This window comes from Paraburkholderia sediminicola (assembly GCF_046027825.1).
GTDB classification, from domain to species: Bacteria; Pseudomonadota; Gammaproteobacteria; order Burkholderiales; family Burkholderiaceae; genus Paraburkholderia; species Paraburkholderia sediminicola_D.
The window spans coordinates 1-22328 of the sequence record NZ_JAQQDU010000122.1; the positions used below are offsets into that span (position 1 = coordinate 1).

Annotated in this window: 20 protein-coding genes and 1 pseudogene; 13 read left to right on the top strand and 8 right to left on the bottom strand. The window is 61.3% G+C overall.

All coding sequences use genetic code 11. The features are described 5' to 3' along the window. The 3 genes from PQQ96_RS37415 to PQQ96_RS37425 form a co-directional block, all read right to left on the bottom strand. On the bottom strand, positions 1–324 hold a 324-nt coding region (locus tag PQQ96_RS37415; protein WP_408301781.1), incomplete at its 3' end, for a DUF932 domain-containing protein. A gap of 945 nt (positions 325–1269) precedes the next feature. Further along, positions 1270–1743 carry a hypothetical protein gene (locus PQQ96_RS37420; RefSeq protein ID WP_408301783.1) on the bottom strand — a complete coding sequence of 158 codons (474 nt, stop codon included), beginning with the start codon at positions 1741–1743 and terminating at the stop codon, positions 1270–1272. 52 nt (positions 1744–1795) lie between these two features. Further along, positions 1796–2185: a hypothetical protein gene (locus tag PQQ96_RS37425; RefSeq protein WP_408301785.1), complete on the bottom strand. Its 390-nt coding sequence runs from the start codon at positions 2183–2185 to the stop codon at positions 1796–1798. A gap of 709 nt (positions 2186–2894) precedes the next feature. Here PQQ96_RS37425 and PQQ96_RS37430 point away from each other — a divergent pair. The 3 genes from PQQ96_RS37430 to PQQ96_RS37440 all read left to right on the top strand — a co-directional run bounded on the left by PQQ96_RS37430 (position 2895) and on the right by PQQ96_RS37440 (position 7370). After that, a complete protein-coding gene (locus PQQ96_RS37430; protein WP_408301786.1) occupies positions 2895–5573 on the top strand; it encodes a DEAD/DEAH box helicase in 2679 nt (892 codons plus the stop codon). An 18-nt stretch (positions 5574–5591) separates the two neighbouring features. Further along, complete coding sequence (locus PQQ96_RS37435; protein WP_408301788.1) at positions 5592–6608, top strand: SWIM zinc finger family protein; 1017 nt, start codon at positions 5592–5594, stop codon at positions 6606–6608. A 414-nt stretch (positions 6609–7022) separates the two neighbouring features. After that, positions 7023–7370: a hypothetical protein gene (locus PQQ96_RS37440; RefSeq protein WP_408301789.1), complete on the top strand. Its 348-nt coding sequence runs from the start codon at positions 7023–7025 to the stop codon at positions 7368–7370. 905 nt (positions 7371–8275) lie between these two features. Here the strand turns inward: PQQ96_RS37440 and PQQ96_RS37445 are convergent. From PQQ96_RS37445 to PQQ96_RS37455, 3 genes are all read right to left on the bottom strand, one after another. Continuing rightward, positions 8276–8569: a hypothetical protein gene (locus tag PQQ96_RS37445; RefSeq protein ID WP_408301791.1), complete on the bottom strand. Its 294-nt coding sequence runs from the start codon at positions 8567–8569 to the stop codon at positions 8276–8278. Beyond that, complete coding sequence (locus tag PQQ96_RS37450) at positions 8547–8891, bottom strand: nucleotidyltransferase domain-containing protein (RefSeq protein WP_408301792.1); 345 nt, start codon at positions 8889–8891, stop codon at positions 8547–8549. The genes PQQ96_RS37445 and PQQ96_RS37450 overlap by 23 nt, the downstream gene beginning before the upstream one ends. A gap of 294 nt (positions 8892–9185) precedes the next feature. Further along, positions 9186–9332: a hypothetical protein gene (locus PQQ96_RS37455; protein WP_408301794.1), complete on the bottom strand. Its 147-nt coding sequence runs from the start codon at positions 9330–9332 to the stop codon at positions 9186–9188. Between the two features lie 232 nt (positions 9333–9564). On the opposite strand from PQQ96_RS37455, the gene PQQ96_RS37460 reads away from it, so the two are divergent. Further along, entirely contained in the window at positions 9565–9810 is a 246-nt protein-coding gene (locus PQQ96_RS37460) for a helix-turn-helix transcriptional regulator (protein ID WP_408301796.1), read from the top strand. 408 nt (positions 9811–10218) lie between these two features. Here PQQ96_RS37460 and PQQ96_RS37465 read toward each other — a convergent pair. Then, positions 10219–11470, bottom strand: a pseudogene (locus PQQ96_RS37465) (tyrosine-type recombinase/integrase). 240 nt (positions 11471–11710) lie between these two features. Between PQQ96_RS37465 and PQQ96_RS37470 the strand changes: the two are divergent. Continuing rightward, positions 11711–12466, top strand: coding sequence for a DeoR/GlpR family DNA-binding transcription regulator (locus PQQ96_RS37470; RefSeq protein WP_408301798.1), 756 nt, complete (start codon positions 11711–11713; stop codon positions 12464–12466). Between the two features lie 106 nt (positions 12467–12572). On the opposite strand, the gene PQQ96_RS37475 is transcribed toward PQQ96_RS37470, so the two are convergent. Next, a complete protein-coding gene (locus PQQ96_RS37475; RefSeq protein WP_408301799.1) occupies positions 12573–13685 on the bottom strand; it encodes a 2-aminoethylphosphonate--pyruvate transaminase in 1113 nt (370 codons plus the stop codon). Positions 13686–14047: 362 nt separating this feature from the next. Here PQQ96_RS37475 and phnS point away from each other — a divergent pair, with 362 nt between their 5' ends. The 8 genes from phnS (at position 14048) to PQQ96_RS37515 (ending at position 22239) form a co-directional block, all read left to right on the top strand. After that, on the top strand, positions 14048–15139 hold the full coding sequence (gene phnS / locus PQQ96_RS37480; protein ID WP_408301801.1) for a 2-aminoethylphosphonate ABC transporter substrate-binding protein: 1092 nt from the start codon (positions 14048–14050) through the stop codon (positions 15137–15139). Between the two features lie 87 nt (positions 15140–15226). Further along, positions 15227–16327 carry a 2-aminoethylphosphonate ABC transport system ATP-binding subunit PhnT gene (gene phnT, locus PQQ96_RS37485; protein WP_408301803.1) on the top strand — a complete coding sequence of 367 codons (1101 nt, stop codon included), beginning with the start codon at positions 15227–15229 and terminating at the stop codon, positions 16325–16327. Then, positions 16305–17249, top strand: a complete 945-nt coding sequence (locus PQQ96_RS37490; protein WP_408301805.1) for a 2-aminoethylphosphonate ABC transporter permease subunit — start codon at positions 16305–16307, stop codon at positions 17247–17249. The genes phnT and PQQ96_RS37490 overlap by 23 nt, the downstream gene beginning before the upstream one ends. After that, positions 17239–18102, top strand: coding sequence for a 2-aminoethylphosphonate ABC transport system, membrane component PhnV (phnV, locus tag PQQ96_RS37495; RefSeq protein WP_408301806.1), 864 nt, complete (start codon positions 17239–17241; stop codon positions 18100–18102). Before PQQ96_RS37490 ends, phnV begins: the two co-directional genes overlap by 11 nt. Positions 18103–18177: 75 nt before the next feature. Beyond that, on the top strand, positions 18178–18912 hold the full coding sequence (locus tag PQQ96_RS37500; RefSeq protein ID WP_408301808.1) for a phosphonate utilization associated transcriptional regulator: 735 nt from the start codon (positions 18178–18180) through the stop codon (positions 18910–18912). 57 nt (positions 18913–18969) lie between these two features. Then, entirely contained in the window at positions 18970–20226 is a 1257-nt protein-coding gene (gene phnA / locus PQQ96_RS37505) for a phosphonoacetate hydrolase (protein WP_408301810.1), read from the top strand. Beyond that, entirely contained in the window at positions 20223–21674 is a 1452-nt protein-coding gene (phnY, locus tag PQQ96_RS37510; protein WP_408301812.1) for a phosphonoacetaldehyde dehydrogenase, read from the top strand. Before phnA ends, phnY begins: the two co-directional genes overlap by 4 nt. 4 nt (positions 21675–21678) lie before the next feature. Then, complete coding sequence (locus PQQ96_RS37515; protein ID WP_408301814.1) at positions 21679–22239, top strand: phosphonate degradation HD-domain oxygenase; 561 nt, start codon at positions 21679–21681, stop codon at positions 22237–22239. Positions 22240–22328: the final 89 nt, after the last annotated feature.

Below are 22328 nucleotides of genomic sequence, written 5' to 3' on the forward strand. Positions count from 1 at the left end.
ATCGTGCGAATTGAGGAGGATGATTTCGTTGACGTCCTCGCCGGTAATCTCATTCGCGGGGCGCATGCGAATCAGATGTTTTGTGAATTCGCGCTTGTTCTGATCGCGTACGCGGGTCTGGCAGACCATGAAGGGCTGGAAGCCTTCATGGCGCAAACCCCTAAGTACGTCGATGGTCGGGATGTAGGTGTAGCGCTCCGAGCGGCTTTGGTGCTTGCCATCCGCGAAGATGGACGGGGCGACGCGGCGGATCTGGTCGTCCGAGAGGGGGGAGTCGGAGCGGAGCATCGGGGAGCCGTAACGGAAGGAGGAAGCGAGTTGCATGTCAGTCTCCAGAGAAAGAAACAATAAAAAGGGTGGATCGGTGTTGCGCTGACCGGGCTCCAAGATTCGCCCCGCTGTAGGGGTTGGGCTCGTCCTGGTGGAACCCGGGGTTGGCTTTACCGCCGCCAGTCTCCTGAGTTCGCGCCCGTGCGACTCAAGGAGCCGGTGGCGCGCCAACGTCAAGGAAAAAAGGCGGGGGAGGGGTGCGGGCAACACGGTCCCTCGCCCCTTGACGTTGGCGCGCCATCGGCTACGGTCGCGGGTGTCGGGCGGGAACACAGGAGACTGGTGGAAGCGAAGCGTCGGGTTTGACCGGGATGAGCCGCCGCGCGGCGAGCGCGAATGTGGAGGCCGCCTGCGGCCTTCACCTGACTGGAGGTTAGGGTGTTGGGGGCGCGGTTCAGGTTTTGCGTCAGGGATTGATGCCCGCAGGGTCGAGACGCGCTACGCGGCTCGACGCGCAGCGCGAAAGCCCGCCCGCAGCGTAAGCGGCGGGGACGCCCGGTGAGCGTGTCAGGCTCGCGGTGACGCCGTCACCGGTGCTGGACTACCGGTTCCTGCGGCTGCGGAGGAGGCCGTGACAGCTCGCTGAAATGTCATGGCGCGCGGTCCTTGCGGACACGTCTCGTAACCAGGGCTTCACGGCTCGCTGCGTGCGCCGGGGCCTTCCGGCAACGCCGGATCTGCCCATGTCGTTGCTAGAATGCCGGACTGGAAAATAAACGGTGATGCCCCATGCCTTTGCCAGCTGATGTTGAACTGCTCGCGGGTTTGAGCATGCATGTCCGGGATGTCACGCCGCAGAAGCGTGCTCCGGTAACCACGAATTTTATCGCTCGAGAGTGGCGGCTTACGCAACGACCATATGACCTCCTCACTTTCGACCCATCTCCGACACTCGAGAATCGAAAACTGGATACCGTAGAGCAGCCTTTGAGCGACCGCCTACAGGTGTCGGCACTGTCGTTGGCCCAAGGCAGTCTGATCTATGACGCGCGCCAAAGCGCGTGACGGAACCCATTGGCCTCCCTGTGCAATGAATCGGGCGGTTGCGTCGACGACCGTCTGGATGCCGTCAACATTGAACACAGCAAAGACAGGTGCGACGGCCGACTCCACGAGGGAAAATTGCTGCTTTTCGAATCTGCCCGGGTCAATGCGGCCTTCGGCATCGAAAGTGAGAATGGAAAACGTGTTCAGAACGACGCGCACCGGGTTTCTGGCCACAAGCTCGACCACGACGCGGGCCATTCGCGCTCGTTGCCCCGCAAAAACGGGCAGACAGTGGCTTGCCGGATCTCGCAGCATCCGGTCGAACTTGGCGTTTGACAGCCGCCAGAGGGTATCGTCACGAGCGACCAGAAACGTTCGGCAAGAAAAGCCCATGGTTCTGCCCCGTGCATTAACGGTGATGCTCACCAGAGTAAGGAACGCCTTAGCGTGAGGATGGAAGCGCTTGCCTCTTGACGTCTCACTGGATGATCTCGCCGCTCCATCGATCACGGTTGGCCCAGAATGAACACTGCGCGCATTTTTCACCTTCCGGGTAGTCAATGCCTTCCTCATGCGGGCAGCCGACGATACGATCGACGGCCACCACCGATTTGGCACCATGGTGATCGATGAATCGAACGATTGCTTCAGCGACTTCTGGGTCGATTCTCGCATCGGTTGTTTTGCAGAACCACCGCTCAATAGGGTTGGCGTCAGCACCTTCGTGCGCGACGATGCAAACGGAGACCTTCGTCGCTCTCGTGTCGTCTGGCCCGTAGAAGGCAACCGTTGCCACCGGATAGCCACAGAAGCCTTTGTCACGTTTTTTCGCAAACTTGTCCCGGTACCACCGAGCCTTGAATGTCATGCCCCCTCCCTCGCATGCCTTGCTGGGTGACGTAAGCGGCGTCACCCAAGTACGCAAAGCGTCCACGTTTTTACGCCTTCACCGTCCGCCCGACAAGCGGGTTCGCGAAGTAATGGCTGCGTGGGCGGAGCAAGGGGCGCTTGAAGTATAGGCGCGAGCGACCGCGATCGAGTGACTCACACCGGTCGGTGGTCGGCGGTAGTCCGCCATGAAGGGACGTTCAAAGGAGCAGAGTTGAACGTCCGTAGGTCGGTCCAACGAGACACCCTGCCATATAGTCGTTTGTAACAACCGGGTCAACTGATTTTCGCCGCGCGGGCGCGAGGCGTCATCGGCATCCCATCTCGTATGACTCAGGCTTTGGTACCCTTTCATGGTGGGTAGTTTCTTTTGGCAGAATTCGGAGATTCGCGGGGGTGGCCTTGAGGGTTGGCCAGCCGGCGGTAGAGCCGGGGGCGAACTTCCGCGAATTACTACTTGGCGATCAGGTACAGCAGATGAAAAGACAGTTCACAAGACATGTGCAACGCAGCGGACGGGCAAACCCCGGACGGTTGGTCCACCCGATAATTCGGTCGAACCAGACTCAAACGGAGGTTCGCCCAGTCTGCGCTAGGCCGGAGGGCCTGCTGGTTGCTTCCGCAGCCGCTCTCCTTGAAAATACGCGGCTTCAGCGCTTGCTGCAACAGTGCGATTGGGACGGGCGCTTTTGACTGCTCCCGACATTCTCGCGCCACACCTGACGCCCGGTGGACACCTGCTTGCGGTGCCGGTGGACGCCGCGCCACTATTGGCGGATGAAATACGACTGCGGCTAGTCAGTGCTTTTGCGCTTGGTGCGGGGCATGGCCTGCTGCATCTGGGAACGGCGGAAATCGGCCGCATTTTGCCGCCTGCATGGGCCTGGTGGCGTGATTTTGCCGCCCGCTACGTCACCGCCTTGTGCGCCACGCCCGAAGGCGGCGAGATCGCGGTCGTCACGCCTGCTGCCAAGGATTTCGATGCCCTGATTGCCGATGCGCCGCCGATGACGGGCGGGGAGTATCTAACGCCAGATGTGCTGGCCACGCTGTGGGTCGAGATCAATACCGCCTTGCACCAGGAACTGGCGACCGCAAAAGTCTCGCTTCAGGATTTCCTCAAGTTGCGTCACCCGGCCTGGAATCTTGTCGGCCGCGTGCATTTCAACCTCGCTGAGAACCGCAAGGACCCGGAGTCACCGTTCGCATTCCTTGCGACCTACACCTCGCGCCTGTCGGCCCATGGCAAAGCGCAACACCAGCCGCTGTCGCAAGCCCTGGCGGAATATTCGGGAGCGAGGAGCAAGGCGCAGCTCCTGTCGCTACTGCTGCCGGTGCAGCGCGCCGCGGAACACTGCGATTGGCTTCGCGAAATGGTGGATACCGGTGAGATATACCATCCGCTGCGCTGGACGCCGCTTGACGCGCACCGCTTTCTCACTGACTTGCCCAAACTCGAAACCGCAGGCATTGTCGTTCGCACGCCAAGCGTGTGGCAGTCGGGCCGTCCTGCTCGTCCCGTGGCGAAAGCCAGCGTCGGCGCTCGGCCGCCTTCGCTCCTAGGTAAGGAGGCGTTGCTCGACTTCAATACGGAGGTGTCCCTCGACGGCGAGCGTCTCAGCGCCTCTGAGGTCAGGGATCTGCTTAAAGGCGCTGATGGTTTGCAACTCATCCGTGGTCGCTGGGTCGAGGTGGACAAGAAAAAGCTCAGTCGCCTCCTGAAGCGATTCGAGGCCATGGAACAGGCGGCTAAAACCGGTCTGCCGTTAAATGAGGCCCTACGCCTTCTGGCGGGTGTTTCGCTCGACGATAGCAGCGACCCCACTGACCACGACTGGTCGCAGCTTGTTGCAGGGCCATGGCTGGCCGGCATCTTGCAAGAGTTGCGTCAGCCGGAGGGCTTGGCGCAGATCAGCCCGGGACCCGAACTCAAGGCCAGCCTGCGGCCCTACCAACAGGCCGGCGTGCGGTGGTTGTACCTGCTCACCCGGCTCGGACTGGGCGCTTGCCTGGCGGACGATATGGGCTTGGGCAAGACCATGCAGGTACTCTCGCTGCTGCTGGTGCTGAAGCGCGAAAGCGCCGAGGCGCGGCCTAGCCTGCTGGTCGCCCCCGCATCGCTGCTGGCCAACTGGGCGGCAGAGGCCGAGCGCTTCGCCCCCGGCTTGCGCCTGCTGGTCGCCCATCCGTCGGTCATGCCGGCGACCGATTTACGTGCGCTGGACGCCGCGCGGCTTGCGGACATCGATCTCGTCGTCACCAGCTTTGGCTCACTTCTTCGCCAGCCGGTACTGGGGACCATCCAATGGCGCGTCGCCGTCGTCGATGAAGCGCAGGCGATCAAGAATCCGAGCGCCAAGCAAACGCGACAGGTCAAGCAGCTCCATGCACAATCGCGCATCGCGCTGACCGGAACCCCCGTGGAAAACCGCCTGTCCGATCTGTGGTCCATTTTCGATTTCACCCACCCCGGTTTGCTGGGCTCGGACAAAGTCTTCGCGAACTTTACCAAGCGGCTGGCGAAGGCCGAGCATTTCGGCCCGCTGCGCACTCTCGTACGGCCCTACATCCTGCGCCGCCTGAAGACTGACAAGCGGGTAATCGACGACCTTCCGGACAAGGCCGAACTCAAGGCCTGGTGCCACCTGAGCCCGAGCCAGGCGGCGCTTTATCAGCGTGCGGTGAAGGATCTGGCCGCCGCGCTTGACGATGCCGAAGGTATCGGTCGCAAGGGTGTAGTGTTGAGCTTCCTGATGCGCTTCAAGCAGATATGCAACCATCCGTCGCAATGGTTGGGCGACGCGGCGTGGAAGGCGGAAGACAGCGGCAAGTTCGCCCGCCTGCGCCAACTGGCCGAAGTCATTGCCGCCAAGCAGGAAAAGGTGCTGGTATTCACCCAGTTCCGCGAGACCACTGAGCCGCTCGCTGCATTTCTGGGTTCAATCTTTGGACGCGAAGGTCTGGTGCTCCATGGTGGCACCCCGGTAGCAAAGCGCCGCGAATTGGTCGAGCGATTCCAGGAAGATGAGCTGACGCCCTTCTTCGTGCTGTCGCTCAAGGCCGGCGGGGCGGGTCTGAATCTCACCGCCGCTTCGCATGTGATCCACTATGACCGGTGGTGGAACCCGGCCGTGGAAAATCAGGCGACTGATCGTGCGTTTCGTATCGGCCAGCAGAGAAACGTTCTGGTGCATAAGTTCATCTGCCGTGGCACGATCGAGGAGCGTATCGACCAGTTGATCGAAGCGAAGCAGCAATTGGTGAAGGACGTGCTGGAGGGCGGCGCGGAACTCCTGCTCACCGAGTTGAGCGATCGCGAATTGCTCGATCTCGTGAAGCTCGACGTTTATGCCGCGCAAGAAAATTGATCGTCAAGAGGAAGCGCAATGAGTTACGGGGGATGGAAGCCTTATGTCTCGGTCGCCGAGCGCAGAAAAAAGGCTGAACTAGCCGCCGCGAAGGCTAAGAAGGCCGGTGCGGTCCTGTCGCCAATCGCGTCGTATCGCGGTGCCATCGCCAAGACGTTCTGGGGCAAGGCATGGTGCGACAATCTGGAAGGCTATAGCGACTATGCCAACCGCCTGCCGCGCGGCCGTACCTATGTGCGCAACGGTTCCGTGATCGACCTTAAGATTACAGCAGGCGAAGTCCGCGCCCAGGTAATGGGTTCGAGCCTCTACACGGTTGCCGTGACCGTGACGACGTGTCCTGAAAAGCAATGGCGAGCGATCGGAGCCGATTGCGCGGGGTCGATCGATTCGATCGTGGAACTCTTGCAGGGCAAGCTCTCAACAGCCGTGATGGAGCGCATCAGCAAACCTGGCACCGGTCTTTTCCCGGCGCCGAAGGAAATCAAGTTCAATTGCAGTTGCCCGGACTGGGCTTCGATGTGCAAGCACGTTGCTGCCGTGCTCTACGGCGTCGGCGCGCGACTCGACCAGCAGCCAGAATTCCTCTTCGCCTTGCGGCGGGTCGATGCCAATGATCTCGTCAGTCAGGTCGGTGCCGGCCTGCCTAAATCGAGAAAACGCCCGGCTACCGGCAAGGTGCTCGACGACGCGTTGGTGGCCGATGTGTTTGGCATCGAGATGGCCGAAGCTTATGCACCGGTGAAGACTGCTGCCGGACGTACCAAGCCATCGGAAGGCAAGGTGATAGCGAAGAAGGCGGCCAAGACTGCTGTCTCGAGAACCCGGAAGCCAGCTGCGACCGCGAAGACTGAGGCGGACAATAAATCGGTAACAAAGAAGTTGCCAGTCAAGTCATCTGCTGGGCCACGTAAATCAACATCTGGCGACGTCGTTGCCGGTAAACCAAACGTGACGAACTCGCCTGCAACGCCGAAAAAGGCTGCAACAAGGAAGCGCGCCAGTGCTCAACCGGTGAAAAGTAAGTCTCGCTAAACTCCGATTTCATCTCGCATGGCTACCCGGGAGGCGATTGACGTCGATGAACGAAATTCTTCTCATCGGGCAACCCCGGCGTCTGGCGAAGTCTCCCGATCATGTTGAACGTCAGCGGACGTATCCGGTTCAGGATTTCACAGACCAGACTGGTGGTATTTTCAATACTTGGACGGCTGCTTCGTGAACATTGCCAACAGCCGTAATGGCCGATCACTTGACGAGCGTGACCGTCGGGGAAGGTCCGTTGTCTGGGCGGAACCGACGCTCGAATGGCCGTCTGACAGCTCGATCGAACGACGGAAGATGGCCGGCTGGCGTCCTTGGTATCGACACCGACCGAACCCCGGCGAGCGACCGAACTGAACTCCGTGCCATACTTGCGAATCCCTCGCCCATATGTCAACGACCTTGATGACCGCCTTTTCCGCGTCCATCGGCTTTAACTTCAACCCGCTCGACCGCCGCTCCGACAAGCGGGACGACCACGCCTTCTTCGAGCATCTAAGTAGCGACCCGGCCGCGCGCTTTCTCGTCTTCGACGGCGACGTCCCCTTGCTCAAGCGAGGCAGCGAGTATGACCCGTGGTTCGTCGCCAGCGAGACCGCTGCCTTTGGCCAGCCGCTTCATAGCGTCTTCCTCGGGGAGGATACCGACGGCGGCGGACGCTTCGCGCCCGGCTTCGCGCACAACCTTGCGCCAGAGGACCCATCGCCAGGCACCGGCTATGACCGCATAAAGCTTTCTTCGTGTCGGTCGTGAATCGACGACTAACAATTTCGTGGTCGGTGGTCTTGTACCGTTTCGTGCGTATGAATGCCGGCGTATGCGGTGTAATCCGTCGATCGAGGTAACAGGATGAGCGGATTTTGTACCCTCGGAAGCTGACGTTGATATGGCGCCGGGTCGAACGGTAGAAGTGGGTCGGAAGTGTGTTCGCCGATGCAGGAAGCTGCCGTTCGGCTGCGCGATGCCGTCACCGTCAGCAATCCGCCTGATTGCTGACGTACAACCCGGGCTGCCCCTCCGTCGGCTTTGGCCGAACCGCCGCCCATCAGGCACCCCGCGTGGATGACCGGGGCGTTTGGTTACCGCCGTAAACGGCTATCTGTCTGTCGAAGCCATGTCCGCTTTCCGTGACGCGGCTACCGAACATACGGTGCGAGCATGGCGTCGACTAGGGAGGAAGCAATGTCTGCGGGAAACTGCGGGCGAAGCTGAGCGTGGACGTTATTGACCGGAATGTCCAGCGCGAGTGCAGCGTTAATGCGCACCTCATGCGCCGCCGGTACTTTGCTGTCGGTTATGTGGCAACTGGCTCCGGTATCGATCCAGCGCCACGCAGTTATAAACTGGCCATTGCAAAGGCGGACTGCCTGTCTGCGACCTCCCGTTACGTCGGCATCAGACGTACACGGCAGGTCGGACTAGCCTCGTTGAGCCAGGTCGCTGGATGGTACAGCCCGACGTCCTTCGCTGGAGTTGGTGGTTTTCCTTTAGAGCCGGGACTAGCGACGCGTGCGCCTCAATCTGAAGGGAGCATCTGGTCCAGGCCTGACGCGGTGTCAATAAGCTCGGCGGTGAGGCCGACAAGTTCTGCCGTCAGACTGGCTGGAAGGTCCACGTTGCCTTCATATTCGGCCGCATTGCGACGGCGGTGGCAGGTGTCAAGTATTCGCCACTTTTCGGGGGGGGCAGTCGATCGTATGCTCAAGGCATTGGAAGACCAGATAGCGATCCTCGCTGCGGTAGCCAAAAGCGCGCAGCGCGGCGCGCGAGGCAGCGTGGGCCGCATCGTATGCAAGGACGAACTGGCTCTCTGTCGCCATACCCTTGCTGTCTGTTACCGTGGCGAGCAGGGTCCGGGCAAGGTTGAGCAGACTTTCGAATTCGCCTCGGCTTGGAGGCTGCGATTTTAGCTTCCCGATCCGAACGAGATTATCGAGTGTGGTCGATGTCATCTTCGGTTCCTATGATCATGAGCTTGGGGTGATGAAGCACTTCTGCAATGAAGTGATGCTTTTGCTGCTTTCGTTCCAGAAATTCCTTGATGGTGTAGTGGGTAACCTGGATTGGGCGTGCTAAAGCCTGTTCCGCCGGTTGAAGGGCCGCCATGATCTGTCCATAGGTAAGGGTATCACTGATGATCATCAGGTCAACGTCACTGCCGGCATGATCACGGTTTTGCGCTACGGAACCATACACGAACGCAAGTCTTATTTCGGATGCCAACGGCGTTAGCGCGTCGTGTAGTATTTCAGAAAATCCGAACGTTTTCAGCACAATCTGGCGAAGCTTGGCTTAGTCGATGGCCCGACAGACAAGGCGCTGCGGGCGATTTGGCATCCCTCCGTCGCAGTCGATCTCGAGCGAAGGATTCGCAGCGTCGTTGTCGACGGCGATCTTTAGCGGTGGGGCGTCACGGACGGGAGGGGGGCAAGCGTGATGGGGTTGCTTCCTTCAGCCAGCAACTGGCAGTTTCCTTTTCGAATGGCTCCGCAGATTGCCCAAAGCTTTACCCCGCTGAAAACATTAGTCCGCGCGCATCCTTGGGCACCGCAGGCATGAGCCAGTGCGTCAGACGACAGCGAGATAGGTGAGAAACGCGACTTCATTCATGCCCCGAAAGGCTGCTTGCCACATACGCTTTACGGAACGCGGAATAAAAAAATCCACGTCAGGAAGCATGGCGCCGATGATTTTCAGCTCAAGCTGATTTTGCATAGGACTTCGGGGGAACTCGTGAGAAAGTCATCGTTCAATCGATGCGCCGCTAAACGCAGTTTTGTTCTCGCGAGGCGATTTGCCCAACTCGACCTCATCCGTTAGATTCAGAAGTACGCTTTGCACACGTTTGACGCGTTAGCCGTATCTCGACATTCCCACGTCGTTCGTATTGGAAGCAGTGCCGCGCGGATGGGGAGTTATCGGCAACAGACGGAAGGTGAAAACGGCGATGAAAATCTGTTTTTCTCTGAAAGAAGTGGCAGAGGCGCTTTCCTTGTCGCCGACGACCGTACAGAAACTGGTGCGCGAGAAAAGCTTCCCTGAACCGCGGTTACTATCGGGCCGCAGGGTGGGATGGCTCGCACACGAGGTCCGGAAGTGGGCTGATGCTCGTCCGGTTGCTGACCTGCTGCCGCCGGAGAACACCGGCGCTAGAAAGCGGCAAATTCCTCAAGGCGAGCGGCCAGCTTCGTGAGCCATTCGCGTTTTCCGGCATCGTTACCGTAGAGGTTGTCGTCGCTCGGCCCCGACGATACTCAGTTTGAGATGAAGAATGATGTCGTCAGCTACCCCGTTGACGCACCTCTCCGCACCGAGGATCGTCCGTGCTTTTTTCAACCACGCTTGTGCAGCGTCCGTACCCGTCACGGGGATCGGGAGATCAGTCATTGGCTCGCTGCTTGCCTTCCACCAGGATAGGTAGCGCACAATGATGTACGCGATAGTCGCCCGTTTAAGGCGTTCTGTGGTTGGGGCGGCGCGACGTCCAACATTCCGGGTAGGGTAAAGAAACAGATTGTGGGCGCCGCAAATCATCCATCGCCGCCTAACGATCAGATCGATCGACGAGCGGCGCCCGATGTGCAGTCGCAGTTCTATTCGCTTATTCTTTGTCCGCGCCTCCGGCGTTGCCCGTTATATGTTCAAGACGGGTTGCGAGCCGCGTGAGCCATTCGCGCTTCTCCTTATCGTATCCGTGCCGGTTATACACGCCCGCGACGCCCGGCAGCACGTGGCCGAGAACAGCCTCGGCCACCTCGTGCGGACACCCGAGAGCAGCCAGCATGGTTCGGGACGTGCGGCGCAGATCGTGCGGCGCCCAATGTGACACAGGTAGTTGCGGTCGCAACGTCTGACCCGGCTTGAGCGAGTAGGGTTGGTGCGCCCATACAACGGCCTGCACGCTTTTCTGAGGTATATGGCGGCTGTCGGCTGTCGGCTGTCGGCTGTCGGCAGTCGGAAACAGGTAGCCTTTCCCGTACAGTCCTAGCCGACGCTGGACAATCTTTTCCGCGCGCCCGGCCAGCGGTACGCGATGGTCGGTAACGGACGCCCGGTTCTTGTTCTTGGTCTTCGCCTTTGGAGTGGTCCACCACAAGCCGTCCGACTCTTTCGACATCTCCTTGCCTTCCATCACGACTATTTCGCCACCGCGCAGCCCCGTCCATAGATACATGGTAAGCACGTCGGAGATTGTTTCTGACAGCTTCGACAGCCACGGGACGAGAATAGCTAGCTCGTCTTCGCTGAGCACGCGCTTGACGTTCTCCACCTTTTCCGCCGCGTTTTCGTCCCACGCTTCTCAGTTTGCCGCGCATGACCTGCCGCCACCAGTTTGGGGTGTCCTCTGGAACGCGGCCCGCGTCCAGCGCGTAATACCACGCTGCGCCAAGCTCGGAGCGCAGAATGGCAGCGTTCCGCGGTGCCTGACGTTCCCCATCAAGCAGGTCGAACGCCTGTTTTCGCGTGATCGAGGCGGCTGGTAAGCAGGCAATCGGGGCGATCTTTGTCATGATGCGCCGACGGGACTGCGCGGCGCCGAGCGAATCACGGTACCTTTCAATGTGACCCGTGAGGAAATCCTCACACAGTTTTCGCACCGTGTATGATTCCGGCGTCGAAGCCATCACAGGCCGGTTCGATGCCCTGCGTGTGAGAACGGGGTCTTCGCCAGCGTCGCGGCGCGCCCGAATGTCTTGCCACTCGACTATCGCGGCAGCGTAGGACATTGCTGGCCACTCTCCCAGCTTCTGCTGACGCATCCTGCCGTCGACCGGAGATTTGAATCGGTAGGTCCAACTGCGCCGCGATGCGGTCGCTTCCAGACGAAGGCCTGGGAACGCCTTGAAGCCCATGTGGGTATCCGGCTTTAGCTGTTTCGCGGCCTAGGCATCAAATCGCATGGTCGGCGTAGGTTTTCGGCGAGTGAGTGAAAAAAGTTACGCCAACATCTAGCGTTTAGCAACTTGCAGATGACCGTAGATACCTCTTGCTGTGCAGATTGAAGATGCAAAAAGCCCTTATCTGAAGGGAGTTTGATCAAGAAACGCCCCGCGTGACAAGCCTCTTGCGGGATGATGAAGGAAAAGCCGTCAATGCTCGCAGAACAACGTCACCAATACATCCTGGCGCAAGTCGCCAAAACCGGCGCGCTCTCGGTTGCCGAGCTGGTGCGCGAACTGAACGTATCGCGCGAGACGATCCGCCGCGATCTGAATGCGCTGGCCGGGCGCGGCCTGCTGGTCACGACCCACGGCGGCGCGCTGTCCAGCGACCGGCGCGAGCCCGACCTCGATACACGCGAAGCCGCCAACGCTGGCGCCAAGCGGGCGATCGGCGAACGCGCGGCCGAGTTCGTGCCGGACGGCGCCTCGCTGGTCATCGACTCGGGCAGCACCACGCAAGCGGTGGCCCGCGGGCTGCTCGACCGGCATCGCCTGTCGGTCTATACGAACGACTGGCGTATCGCGCTGCTGCTTGGCCGGCGCAACGATAACCGCGTGACGCTGCTCGGCGGCGAACTGTCTGATATCGAAGACGCCACGTTCGGCCTCGACACGGTCCATCAGTTGACGCAGTACCACGCGGACTTCGCCTTCATCGGTGCCGGCGGCATCTCGCCGGACGGCTATCTGACCGACTACAGCCGCATGGCGGCCGAAGTGCGCAGCCGCATGATCGCCGCCGCCGACATGGTGCTGATCGTCGCCGACCACTCGAAGTTTGGGCGCGTGACGCCGGTGCGCATCAACGGTATCGAGTCGGCGCGTTATCTGGTAACCGAGTTGGCGCCGGAGAAGACGCTCGCCAAGGCGATCACGGCGCATGGGCCGGAAATCCTGATCGCGTGAGCACATGGGCACAGGCGCCCCGCGCGGCTGATGGCCGGCGCGCATGAGCGGGCGCCTCGTGCATCTCGTGCGTTTCTTGCGCCGCGGGTGTTCCGTGGCGCCCCCGTCACTTCACGCGAATCCCAAGCCGTTGCAGCGTGCGACCGATCGCGGCCACCGCGTTATGCAGCTCGTTCGCATCGATTGCGCCGATGCAGCCCACGCGGAAGGTGTCCACTTGCGTGAGCTTGCCCGGATACAGCACGTAACCCGCGTCGCGCACCGCAGCATAAAAGTCCGCGAAATTCCACGCTGGGTCGCGCGGTGCGTGGAACGTGACAATCACCGGCGCTTGCACGGCAGGGTTCAGGAACGGCTCGAAGCCGAGTGCTTTCATGTCGCTTACCAGCGCCGCGCAGTTCTGCGTATAACGTGCGCTGCGCGCCGCTTGTCCCCCTTCGGCGATGAACTGATCGAGTGCCTTGCGCAAAGCGGCGACCACATGCGTCGGCGGCGTGAAGCGCCACTGAGTCGTCTTCTGCATATAGACGTATTGATCGTGCAGATCCAGCGCAAGCGACGGCGAACGTCCTTCGCTCTGTTCCAGCACGCTGCGCCGCACAATCACGAATCCCATGCCCGGCACGCCTTCCAGGCACTTGCCGCTCGCCGAGATCAGCGCATCGATGCCGCCGCGCCGCAAATCGATCGGCAGCGCGCCGAACGAGCTCATCGCGTCCACGATCAGGCTCTTGCCGTGCCGCTGACACACCGCGGCGATATCGTCGAGCGGATTGAGTAGACCCGCGCTCGTTTCCAGATGGACCTGGGCGACGTGGCTGATCCGCGAGTTGTGATTGAAGGCGTCTTCGATGGCCGCGGCGCTGACCGGTTCGTCCTCGCGTAGGGCCAGTTCCACGTAAGCGATCCCCATTCGCTGCAATATTCGGATGAGACGGGTACAGTACGCGCCGTTGTTCGGAACCAGCACGCAGCCTTGACGTGTCACCAGCGTACCCAACGCCGCTTCGACCGCAAACGTGCCGCTGCCTTGAAGCGGCACACATACATAGTCATTTTCGCCATGTACGATTTTCACGAGGTCGGCGCACACGCTATGGGTCATACGATTGAACGCGGCGTCCCACGATCCCCAGTCGTGCAGCATGGCTTCGCGAGTTTGCGGCGAGGTGGTGAGCGGGCCCGGGGTCAGCAGGATGGGGTCGTTTCCAAGGATCACACAGCCTCCGTTATCAGATGAATGTTCGTTACCCGGTCAAGCTGAAGAAAAGTTTGACTTGGATATTATTGGCGAATTGTGTCATTTTTTGGAATTCGACAGAATAGTCATGGCGTTGTCATGGAAACCTGTAATCCTTGCTGTGCCCGATCAGGCATGGCAGGCAGCGCGAGTGTCGTAGGTGAGCTGTAAGTCAGGCTGGAGAAGAAGCAGTAAAGTTGTCGGCAATCTGCAATCTGCGCGAAACTGCACGACAACTGGCTGCGGGCAACACGCAAGCGGCACGGCGCTACTGCCGTTCAATCACAACAGGTATCGGGTTATCCCGACCGTCTGGTTTTTTGCCTTTCGGAGAGAGCGACATGACAAAGACGAATTCCCTTCACGCCACGGCTGGCCTCGCACGCAAACTGTTGCCGGCGCTGATCGCCGCTGCAGCATTCGGCGGCACGGCGATGCAGGCCCATGCGGCTGACGCAGTGGTCCTGTACACCGCAGACGGCCTTGAAAACCTCTATAAAGATGTGCTGCCGGCCTTCGAAAAGCAGGAAGGCGTGAAGGTCAACATCGTCACGGCAGGTAGCGGCGAAGTGGTGAACCGCGCCACCATCGAGAAGGATCAGCCGAAGGCCGACGTGATCGTCACGTTGCCGCCGTTCATCCAGCAAGCCGACCAGGCCGGCCTGCTGCAGGCGTATCAGAGCGCCAACTACAAGAACGTGCCGGCGATCGCCAAGGCGCCGAACGGTGCATGGGCGACCTTCGTGAACAACTACTTTTCGTTCGCGATCAACCCGGACGTCACCAGGAACCAGCCGAAGACGTTCGCCGACCTGCTGCACCCGGACTACACCGGCAAGGTTGCCTACTCGAACCCGGCCACGGCTGGCGACGGGATGGCTGTGATCATCCTGACCACGTCGCTGATGGGCGAAGACAAGGCGTTCGACTATCTGAAGAAGCTCGAAGCGAGCGCCAAGTTCCACACCAAGGGCACGGGTTACCTCGACGTGCTGCTCTCGCGTAACGAAATCGCCTTCGCTAACGGCGACCTGCAGATGGATCTGGACGATGCTGCGAACGGCGGTCTGTCGCTCAAGCCGATCTTCCTCGCAGCCAGCGCCGGCGGCAAGCCGACCACGTTCCAGCTGCCGTACGCGATCGGCCTGATCAAGAACGGCCCGAACCAGGCAGAAGGCAAGAAGCTGATCGACTATCTGATGTCGACCGACGTGCAAGCCAAGGTGCCGGACATCTTCGGTATCCCGGGCCGCACCGACGTGCCGCTCGCAGGCAAGAACGGCGAAGCAGTCAAGCAGGCGATCGCCGGCGTGACGCTGATCCCGGTGGACTGGAACCAGGTGATGGCGAAGAAGGCTGACTGGACGGCGCGTTGGAAGAGCGACGTGATCGGTTCGTCGGGCAAGCAGCTCGAAGTGGTCAAGCCGAAGTAAGCCGCGGTTCGCTTTTGAGTCAGGCGGCGCCCTCTGCATCCGTGCGAGGCGCCGTATCAGCATTAATCTAGTCGGAGGATGAACCCGGTGAATACGGCCAGTCTTGCTCACCCAGGCGCGCTCGGCGCCTCACAGGACGCGCTCGACGCCGCGCGTTCGAACACGCCGGGCGGCGTGCAGATCGACCATCTGACGGTGCGCTTCGGAACGCGCACCGTGCTCGACGATCTGTCGCTGACCATTCAGCGCGGCGAATTGCTCACGGTGCTCGGCCGCAGCGGTTGCGGCAAGACCACGCTGTTGCGCTTCATCGCCGGGTTCATTGAAGCGGACGGACTGTCCGGTACGCTGACCGTTGCCGGTCACGACCTGACGCATGTGCCGCCGCATAAGCGCAATCTCGGCTTGCTGTTTCAGAGCTATGCGCTGTTCCCGCATCTGTCGGTGTTCGATAACGTGGCCTTCGGGTTGCGCGCGCGCCGCACGCCCTCGAAGGATGTCGCGCGACGCGTTGCCGATGCCTTGAAGCTCGTGCAACTGGGCGATGCCGGGCATCACATGCCCGCGCAATTGTCAGGTGGCATGCAGCAGCGTGTGGCCCTGGCGCGCGCGCTCGTGATCGAGCCCGATGTGCTGTTGCTCGACGAACCGCTTTCCGCACTCGACGCCAATCTGCGCGCCTCGGTGCGTTCCGAACTGAAGGCGCTGCATGAGCGCCTGCCGAATCTGACGATCGTCTGCGTGACGCACGATCAGGACGACGCGCTGGTGCTGTCCGACCGCACGCTGCTGATGCGCGAAGGCCGCATCGCGCAACTCGGCACGCCGCAACAGTTGTACGACACGCCGAGCGACGGTTTTGTCGCGCGCTATCTGGGCGCGGCCAATCTGTTGCCGCCGCAGATCGCCTTCAGCATGGGCGACGTGCGTTATAACGAGCGTGACCGGGTCGCGTGTCTGCGTCCGGAAGCGCTGCGTATCGTGCCGCTCGGCGAAGGCCAGTTGCATGGCGCGATTGCATCGGTCGAATGGTACGGCGCGGTGCTGTCGGTGTCGGTCGCGCTGGACGCGATGCCCAATGAGCCTGTACTCGTCACCATGCAGCGCGGCAACGGCATGATGCCGGAGAAGGGCGCGCGTGTTTCCCTGCGTTATGAGGCTGACGATGTCGTCCTTATCAACCCCTGATACCCCCAATTCGCTCAGCGCCGCTGCTGCTGACGCTCGCCGTGCCGCCAGCGCCGCCGCGCATACGGCCTCGGTGAAGCGTCGCGAACGCGCCGCGCAATGGCATCTGCTGTTCATCGCAGTCGTCGTGCTCGGTCCGCTCGTCATTTATCCGCTGGTGCGCCTGGTGCTATTGAGTTTGACCGGTCAGCACGGTTTGAGTCTGCAAGCGTACTCGACGTTCTTCGGTAACCCGGAGACGCGCGGCGTAGTGGGTACGACGCTGTGGATCCTGTTCGTCAGCGCCGGGCTTGCGTCCTTGCTCGGCGTCGCGTTGGCGTCGCTATTGTTCTTCAAGCCGTTTCCCGGCGCGCGGATGATTACGCGCTTTCTCGAACTGTTCGTCGCGTTTCCGTCGTTTCTGGTCGCGTTCACCCTGATCTTTCTGTACGGCTCGCAAGGCTCGGTCAGCATTGGTTTGCAGCGGCTGTTTCATCTCGAGGCGCCACCGCTTAATTTCCTGTTCGGTGTGGGTGGGGTGATTCTCGCGGAAGTGGTCTTCTACGCGCCGTTTGTCGTGCGTCCGACGCTGGCGTCGTTCGCCACGCTCGATATGCGCTTGATCGAAGCCGCCCGCAGTCTCGGCGCAAGCGGCTCGATGGTCGCGTACAAGGTGATCCTGCCACTCGCGTGGCCGGGCATCGCCGCGGGCACGATCCTGTGTTTTCTGCTGACGTTGAACGAGTTCGGCATTCTGCTCGTGCTCGGCAGCGCGCATCTGATCACGCTGCCGGTCGCGATCTACAGTTCCGCGACCGTCGACCTCGATCTGCCGACCGCCGCCGCCGGCGCGGTCGTGATGCTGATCATGTCTTTGTCGCTGTACGCGTTGTACCGCCAGGTCAACCGTCGCAAGGTGAAAGGAGCGGGCCATGGCCGTTGAACTCGACCCGACCGTTTTGCCGGTCATGCACAAGAAGGCGCGGCCGGTCCGCCACAGCCTGCTGGTGCGGATGCTGGGCAGCCTGTTTCTCGGCTTTGCCGCGTTGCTGTGCTTCTGGCTGTTCGTCTTGCCGGTGCTGGTGGTCGCGCTATCAAGCGTGGCCGGGCACTGGTCGGGCACGATCTTTCCGGACAGCCTCAGCACGCGCTGGTTCGAACGGCTGGGTTCCAGCGACTTCGACGCACTGACTACCAGCCTCGAAATCGGCATGGGCGTCGCGGTGCTCGGCACGATTCTCGGGCTCTGGCTGGCGCTGGCGCTCGAAGGGCGTGACCGGCGTGGTCTCGGCGCGTTCGTGGACACCATCGCCATGGTGCCCAATGGTGTACCGAGCGTGGTGCTTGGCCTCGCCGTGCTGATCGCGTACCACAAGCGGCCGTTCGATCTGTCGAGTTCGGCAGCCATCGTCGTCTTCGTGCAACTCGCGTTGGTGCTGCCGTTCTGCTACCGATGCGCGGCGGCCGCGTTGCGTCCGGAGCTGACCATTCTGCGCGAAGCGGCAGCGAGCCTCGGTGCGCCGCCGTCGATGGTGTTGCGCCGCGTCGTGCTGCCGCAACTGGTGCCGGCGATCCGCGCGAGTCTGGCACTCGGCTTCGCACTCTCGCTCGGCGAACTCGGTGCCACGCTTACTGTGTACCCGCCGGGCTTTGCGACGGTGCCGATCGTTGTGGTCGGGCAGGTGGAGCGTGGTTATTACCTGCCAGCCTCCGCGTTGTCGCTGATTCTGCTGATGGTCTCGCTTGCCGCGCTGCTGCTGATCGCGGCGCGTGTCCCGCGCCGTCGGGCCGACTGACGCGCATCTCCTGATGGTTGTGTTTGCGCGCCATGCGGTGCGCAAACACATATCGATGTGGCGAACTTTGTCAAAATGACCGAATATATGCAAACTGCTTCTGTCGATCCGATTGAGGTTGTGCGCAGGCATTCGCTGACGGCGCTGGTGCGCGACGAAATCGAACGGCACATCATCGAAGGGGCGCTCACCCCCGGCGACAAACTCAACGAAGCCGACTGGGCCGCGCGTCTGCAGGTATCGCGCGGGCCGGTGCGCGAGGCGTTTCGCGCGCTGGAACAAGCCGGCCTCGTGCGCACTGAAAAAAACCGTGGCGTGTTTGTGCGGACGGTGTCGCTGGCGGAAGCGGACGAGATTTATGCGGTGCGCGCGGTGCTTGAAGAAGCGGCGTGCCGGATGCTGGCTTCGCGTATCGATGCGCAGAAGCTTGCCGTATTGCGCGAGTGGGTCGACGCGATGCGCGCCGCGCTCGACGGGCAGGATCACGATGCTTACGCGCGCGCCAATGTGGCGTTTCACGACGCGATCGTGGCGGCGTCGGGCAACGTCAAGCTGTACGAGACGTATCGAAGGCTGGTGAGTGAGTTGAGCCTGTTTCGCCGTGCCGCGCTGGTGGTGCATGCCGATGCGATGGAGCGCTCGCTCGCCGAACATCGCGCGATTCTGACGGCGCTGGCCTCGCGCGACGCTGAACATGCTGCCGCGCTGATGCACGCGCATGTGAACGGCGGCCTGCAGCGCGCGCGTGAGGCGTGCGAGCCGGCGGGGCTGTTGGGCGCGGTGCAGATGTCGGCGGCATCGAACGATTGAGACTGGTTGCAACAGATTGACTAGAGCACGCGTGCTCTCCATGCATGGAAGGTAACAATGGCAAACCCAAGCGAACGTACGATCGAAGTCAACGGCCGCAGCTACCGGCTGCCCTCGCAACCAACCGTCGTGGTGTGCGTCGACGGCTGCGAATACGATTACCTCGAAGCCGCGGTCGCGGCGGGCGTCGCGCCTTTCATCGGCAAGATGCTCAAAAGCGGCGCGGCCTTCAAGGGCGACTGCGTGATTCCGTCGTTCACCAACCCGAACAATCTCTCTATCGTGTGCGGCGTGCCGCCCTCGGTGCACGGTATCTGCGGCAATTACTTCTGGGACCCGGACGCGAACGGCGGCAAAGGCGCGGAAGTGATGATGAACGATCCCGCCTATCTGCGCGCAGGAACCTTGCTGGCGGCCGCTGCTGAAGCCGGCGCTTCGGTTGCCGTGGTCACCGCGAAAGACAAGCTGCGCCGTTTGCTCGGCTGGCAGTTGAAGGGTATCTGTTTCTCAGCGGAAAAAGCCGACACGGTGACGCGGGAAGAAAACGGTATCGATGACGTGCTCGATCTGGTCGGCTTGCCTGTGCCAGATGTCTATAGCGCGGGTCTGTCCGAATTCGTGTTCGCCGCTGGCGTACGGCTTGCTGAAACCCGCAAGCTCGACCTGATGTATCTGTCGACCACCGATTACATCCAGCACAAATGGGCACCGGGCACCGAAGGCGCGAATGCGTTCTACGCAATGATGGACGGCTACCTCGCGAAGCTCGACGCGCTTGGCTGGGTGATTGGCCTGACCGCCGACCACGGCATGAACGCCAAGCACGATCCGAAAACCGGCGAGCCGAATGTGATCTATCTGCAGGACGTGCTGGACGATTGGCTTGGGCACGGGAAAGCGCGTGTGATCCTGCCGATTACCGATCCCTATGTCGTGCACCACGGCGCGCTCGGTTCGTTCGCAACGATCTATCTGCCGCATGATGTGAGCGTCGCGCAGGTGATCGAGCGGATCGGCGGCTTGCAAGGCATCGAGGTCGTGCTCGACAACGGCGCGGCGTGTGAGCGCTTTGAGCTGCCGAACGACCGCGTCGGCGATATCGTCGTGGTTAGTACCCGGCATGTGGTGCTCGGTACGCGTCGAGATGAGCACGATCTGTCCGGACTGACCGTGCCATTGCGCTCGCACGGTGGCATCTCCGAGCAGGAAGTGCCGCTGCTGTTCAATCGTCGCGTCGAGGGGTTGCCGACCGGTAAGCGGTTACGCAACTTCGATATCTTCGACGTCGCGTTGAATCACGTGTCGGCATCATGAACGCCGAGTTGCGGGACCATCCGGCGTTTCGGGCAGAAGCGCTGCGGCTCAAAGGCGAGCGCGCGACGCGCTCGCGCACACTTGACGTGTTCGATCCTTTTACGGGGACGCGAGTGGGCACCGTCCCGTTGGCGAGCGTCGACGATGTGCGCGCCGCATTCGACTATGGCGCCGCGTATGAGGCGAAGCTCACGCGCTACGAGCGCTCGCAGATTCTCGAACGCGCCGCGGCATTGCTGCGGGAGCGGACCGAGGAGGCCTCGGACCTGATTTCGCTCGAGTCGGGTTTGTCGAAGCAGGATTCGCGCTACGAGATCGGCCGCGTCGCCGATGTCTTCAAGTTTGCCTCGATCGAAGCCTTGCGCGACGACGGTCAGAGCTTCTCCTGCGATTTGACACCGCATGGCAAGAAGCGGCGGGTGTTTTCGCAGCGCGAGCCGTTGGCGGGTGTGATTGTCGCGATTACACCGTTCAACCATCCGATGAACCAGGTCGCGCACAAGATCGCGCCGGCTATTGCAACCAATAATCGTGTCGTGCTGAAGCCGTCGGAGAAAGTGCCTTTGTCGGCGTTGTATCTGGCGGACATTCTTTATGAAGCGGGTTTGCCGGCACCGATGCTGCAGGTGCTGACCGGTGATCCGCGCGAAATCGCTGACGAACTGATCACGCATCCGCTGGCAGAGCTCGTGACCTTCACGGGCGGCGTCGCGATTGGCAAATATATTGCGGCGAAGGCGGCTTACCGGCGCGTCGTGCTGGAACTGGGCGGCAACGATCCGCTGATCGTGCTCGAAGACGCCGATCTCGAACGCGCGGCGACCCTGGCCGTGCAGGGCTCGTATAAGAACTCCGGGCAGCGGTGTACTGCAGTCAAGCGGATGCTGGTGCAGAAGAGCATCGCGGCGGACTTCACCGATCTGGTCGTGGAGAAGACGCGCGCATGGACCTACGGCGATCCGTTCGACGCATCGAATCAGATGGGCACCGTGATCGACATTGCTGCAGCAGAACTATTCGAGGCGCGCGTCAACGAGGCGGTCGCGAGTGGGGCGCGCTTGCGTATCGGCAACCAGCGCAATGGCGCGCTTTACTCGCCGACGGTGCTGGACGGCGTCGACCCGGCGATGACACTGGTGCGCGAGGAAACGTTTGGCCCGGTGTCGCCGATCATCACCTTCGACACGCTCGACGACGCCATTCGTATCAGTAACGGGACGGCGTTCGGATTGTCGTCCGGTGTGTGCACGAACCGGCAGGACGCGATCACGCGTTTCATTAACGAATTGCGCGTGGGGACGGTCAACGTGTGGGAAGTGCCGGGATACCGGATCGAGCTGACGCCGTTCGGCGGCATCAAGGATTCCGGGCTTGGCTATAAGGAAGGCGTTCAGGAAGCGATGAAGAGCTTCACCAACCTGAAGACCTTTTCATTACCGTGGGAGTAAGAACGTGGCATTGAGTCTGAACGACATCCGTTCGCTATACGAGCAATACGGCAATCTTGCCTACAGCGGCGAGCCGGTGACCCAGCTTGAACATGCGCTGCAAAGCGGCGCGTTGGCGGAAGAGGCGGGCGCTCACGATGAACTCGTTGCCGCTGCGTTTCTGCACGACCTTGGTCATCTGCTGAATCTGCAGGGCGAAACGCCGACGGAGCGGGGTATCGACGATCTGCATCAGTATTTTGCGCTGCCGTTCTTGCGGCCGGTGTTGTCAGACGCGGTGCTGGAGCCGATCCGGCTGCACGTCGACGCCAAGCGCTGCCTATGTGCCATTGACGACGCCTATTTTGGTCAGCTTTCCGCCGATTCGGTGCGGAGCCTGGAATTGCAGGGTGGCATCTTCAGTAAGGAGGAGGCTGAGGCATTCCTGCAGAAGCCCTACGCGGAAGACGCATTGCACCTGCGCAAATGGGACGATCGCGCAAAAGAAGAGAACCGCGCGACGCCGGACCTCGATCACTACTTGAGCATCGTCGAGCGCGTGATGCAGAAGCGCGCGTCCGCCTGAACGAGGTGGTTTCCAGTTGGTCTTCAGGTGAGTCGGTTGTGTCACGTGTTGAGCCATCTTCGCGCCATTTCTGGCGCGGTCCATACATA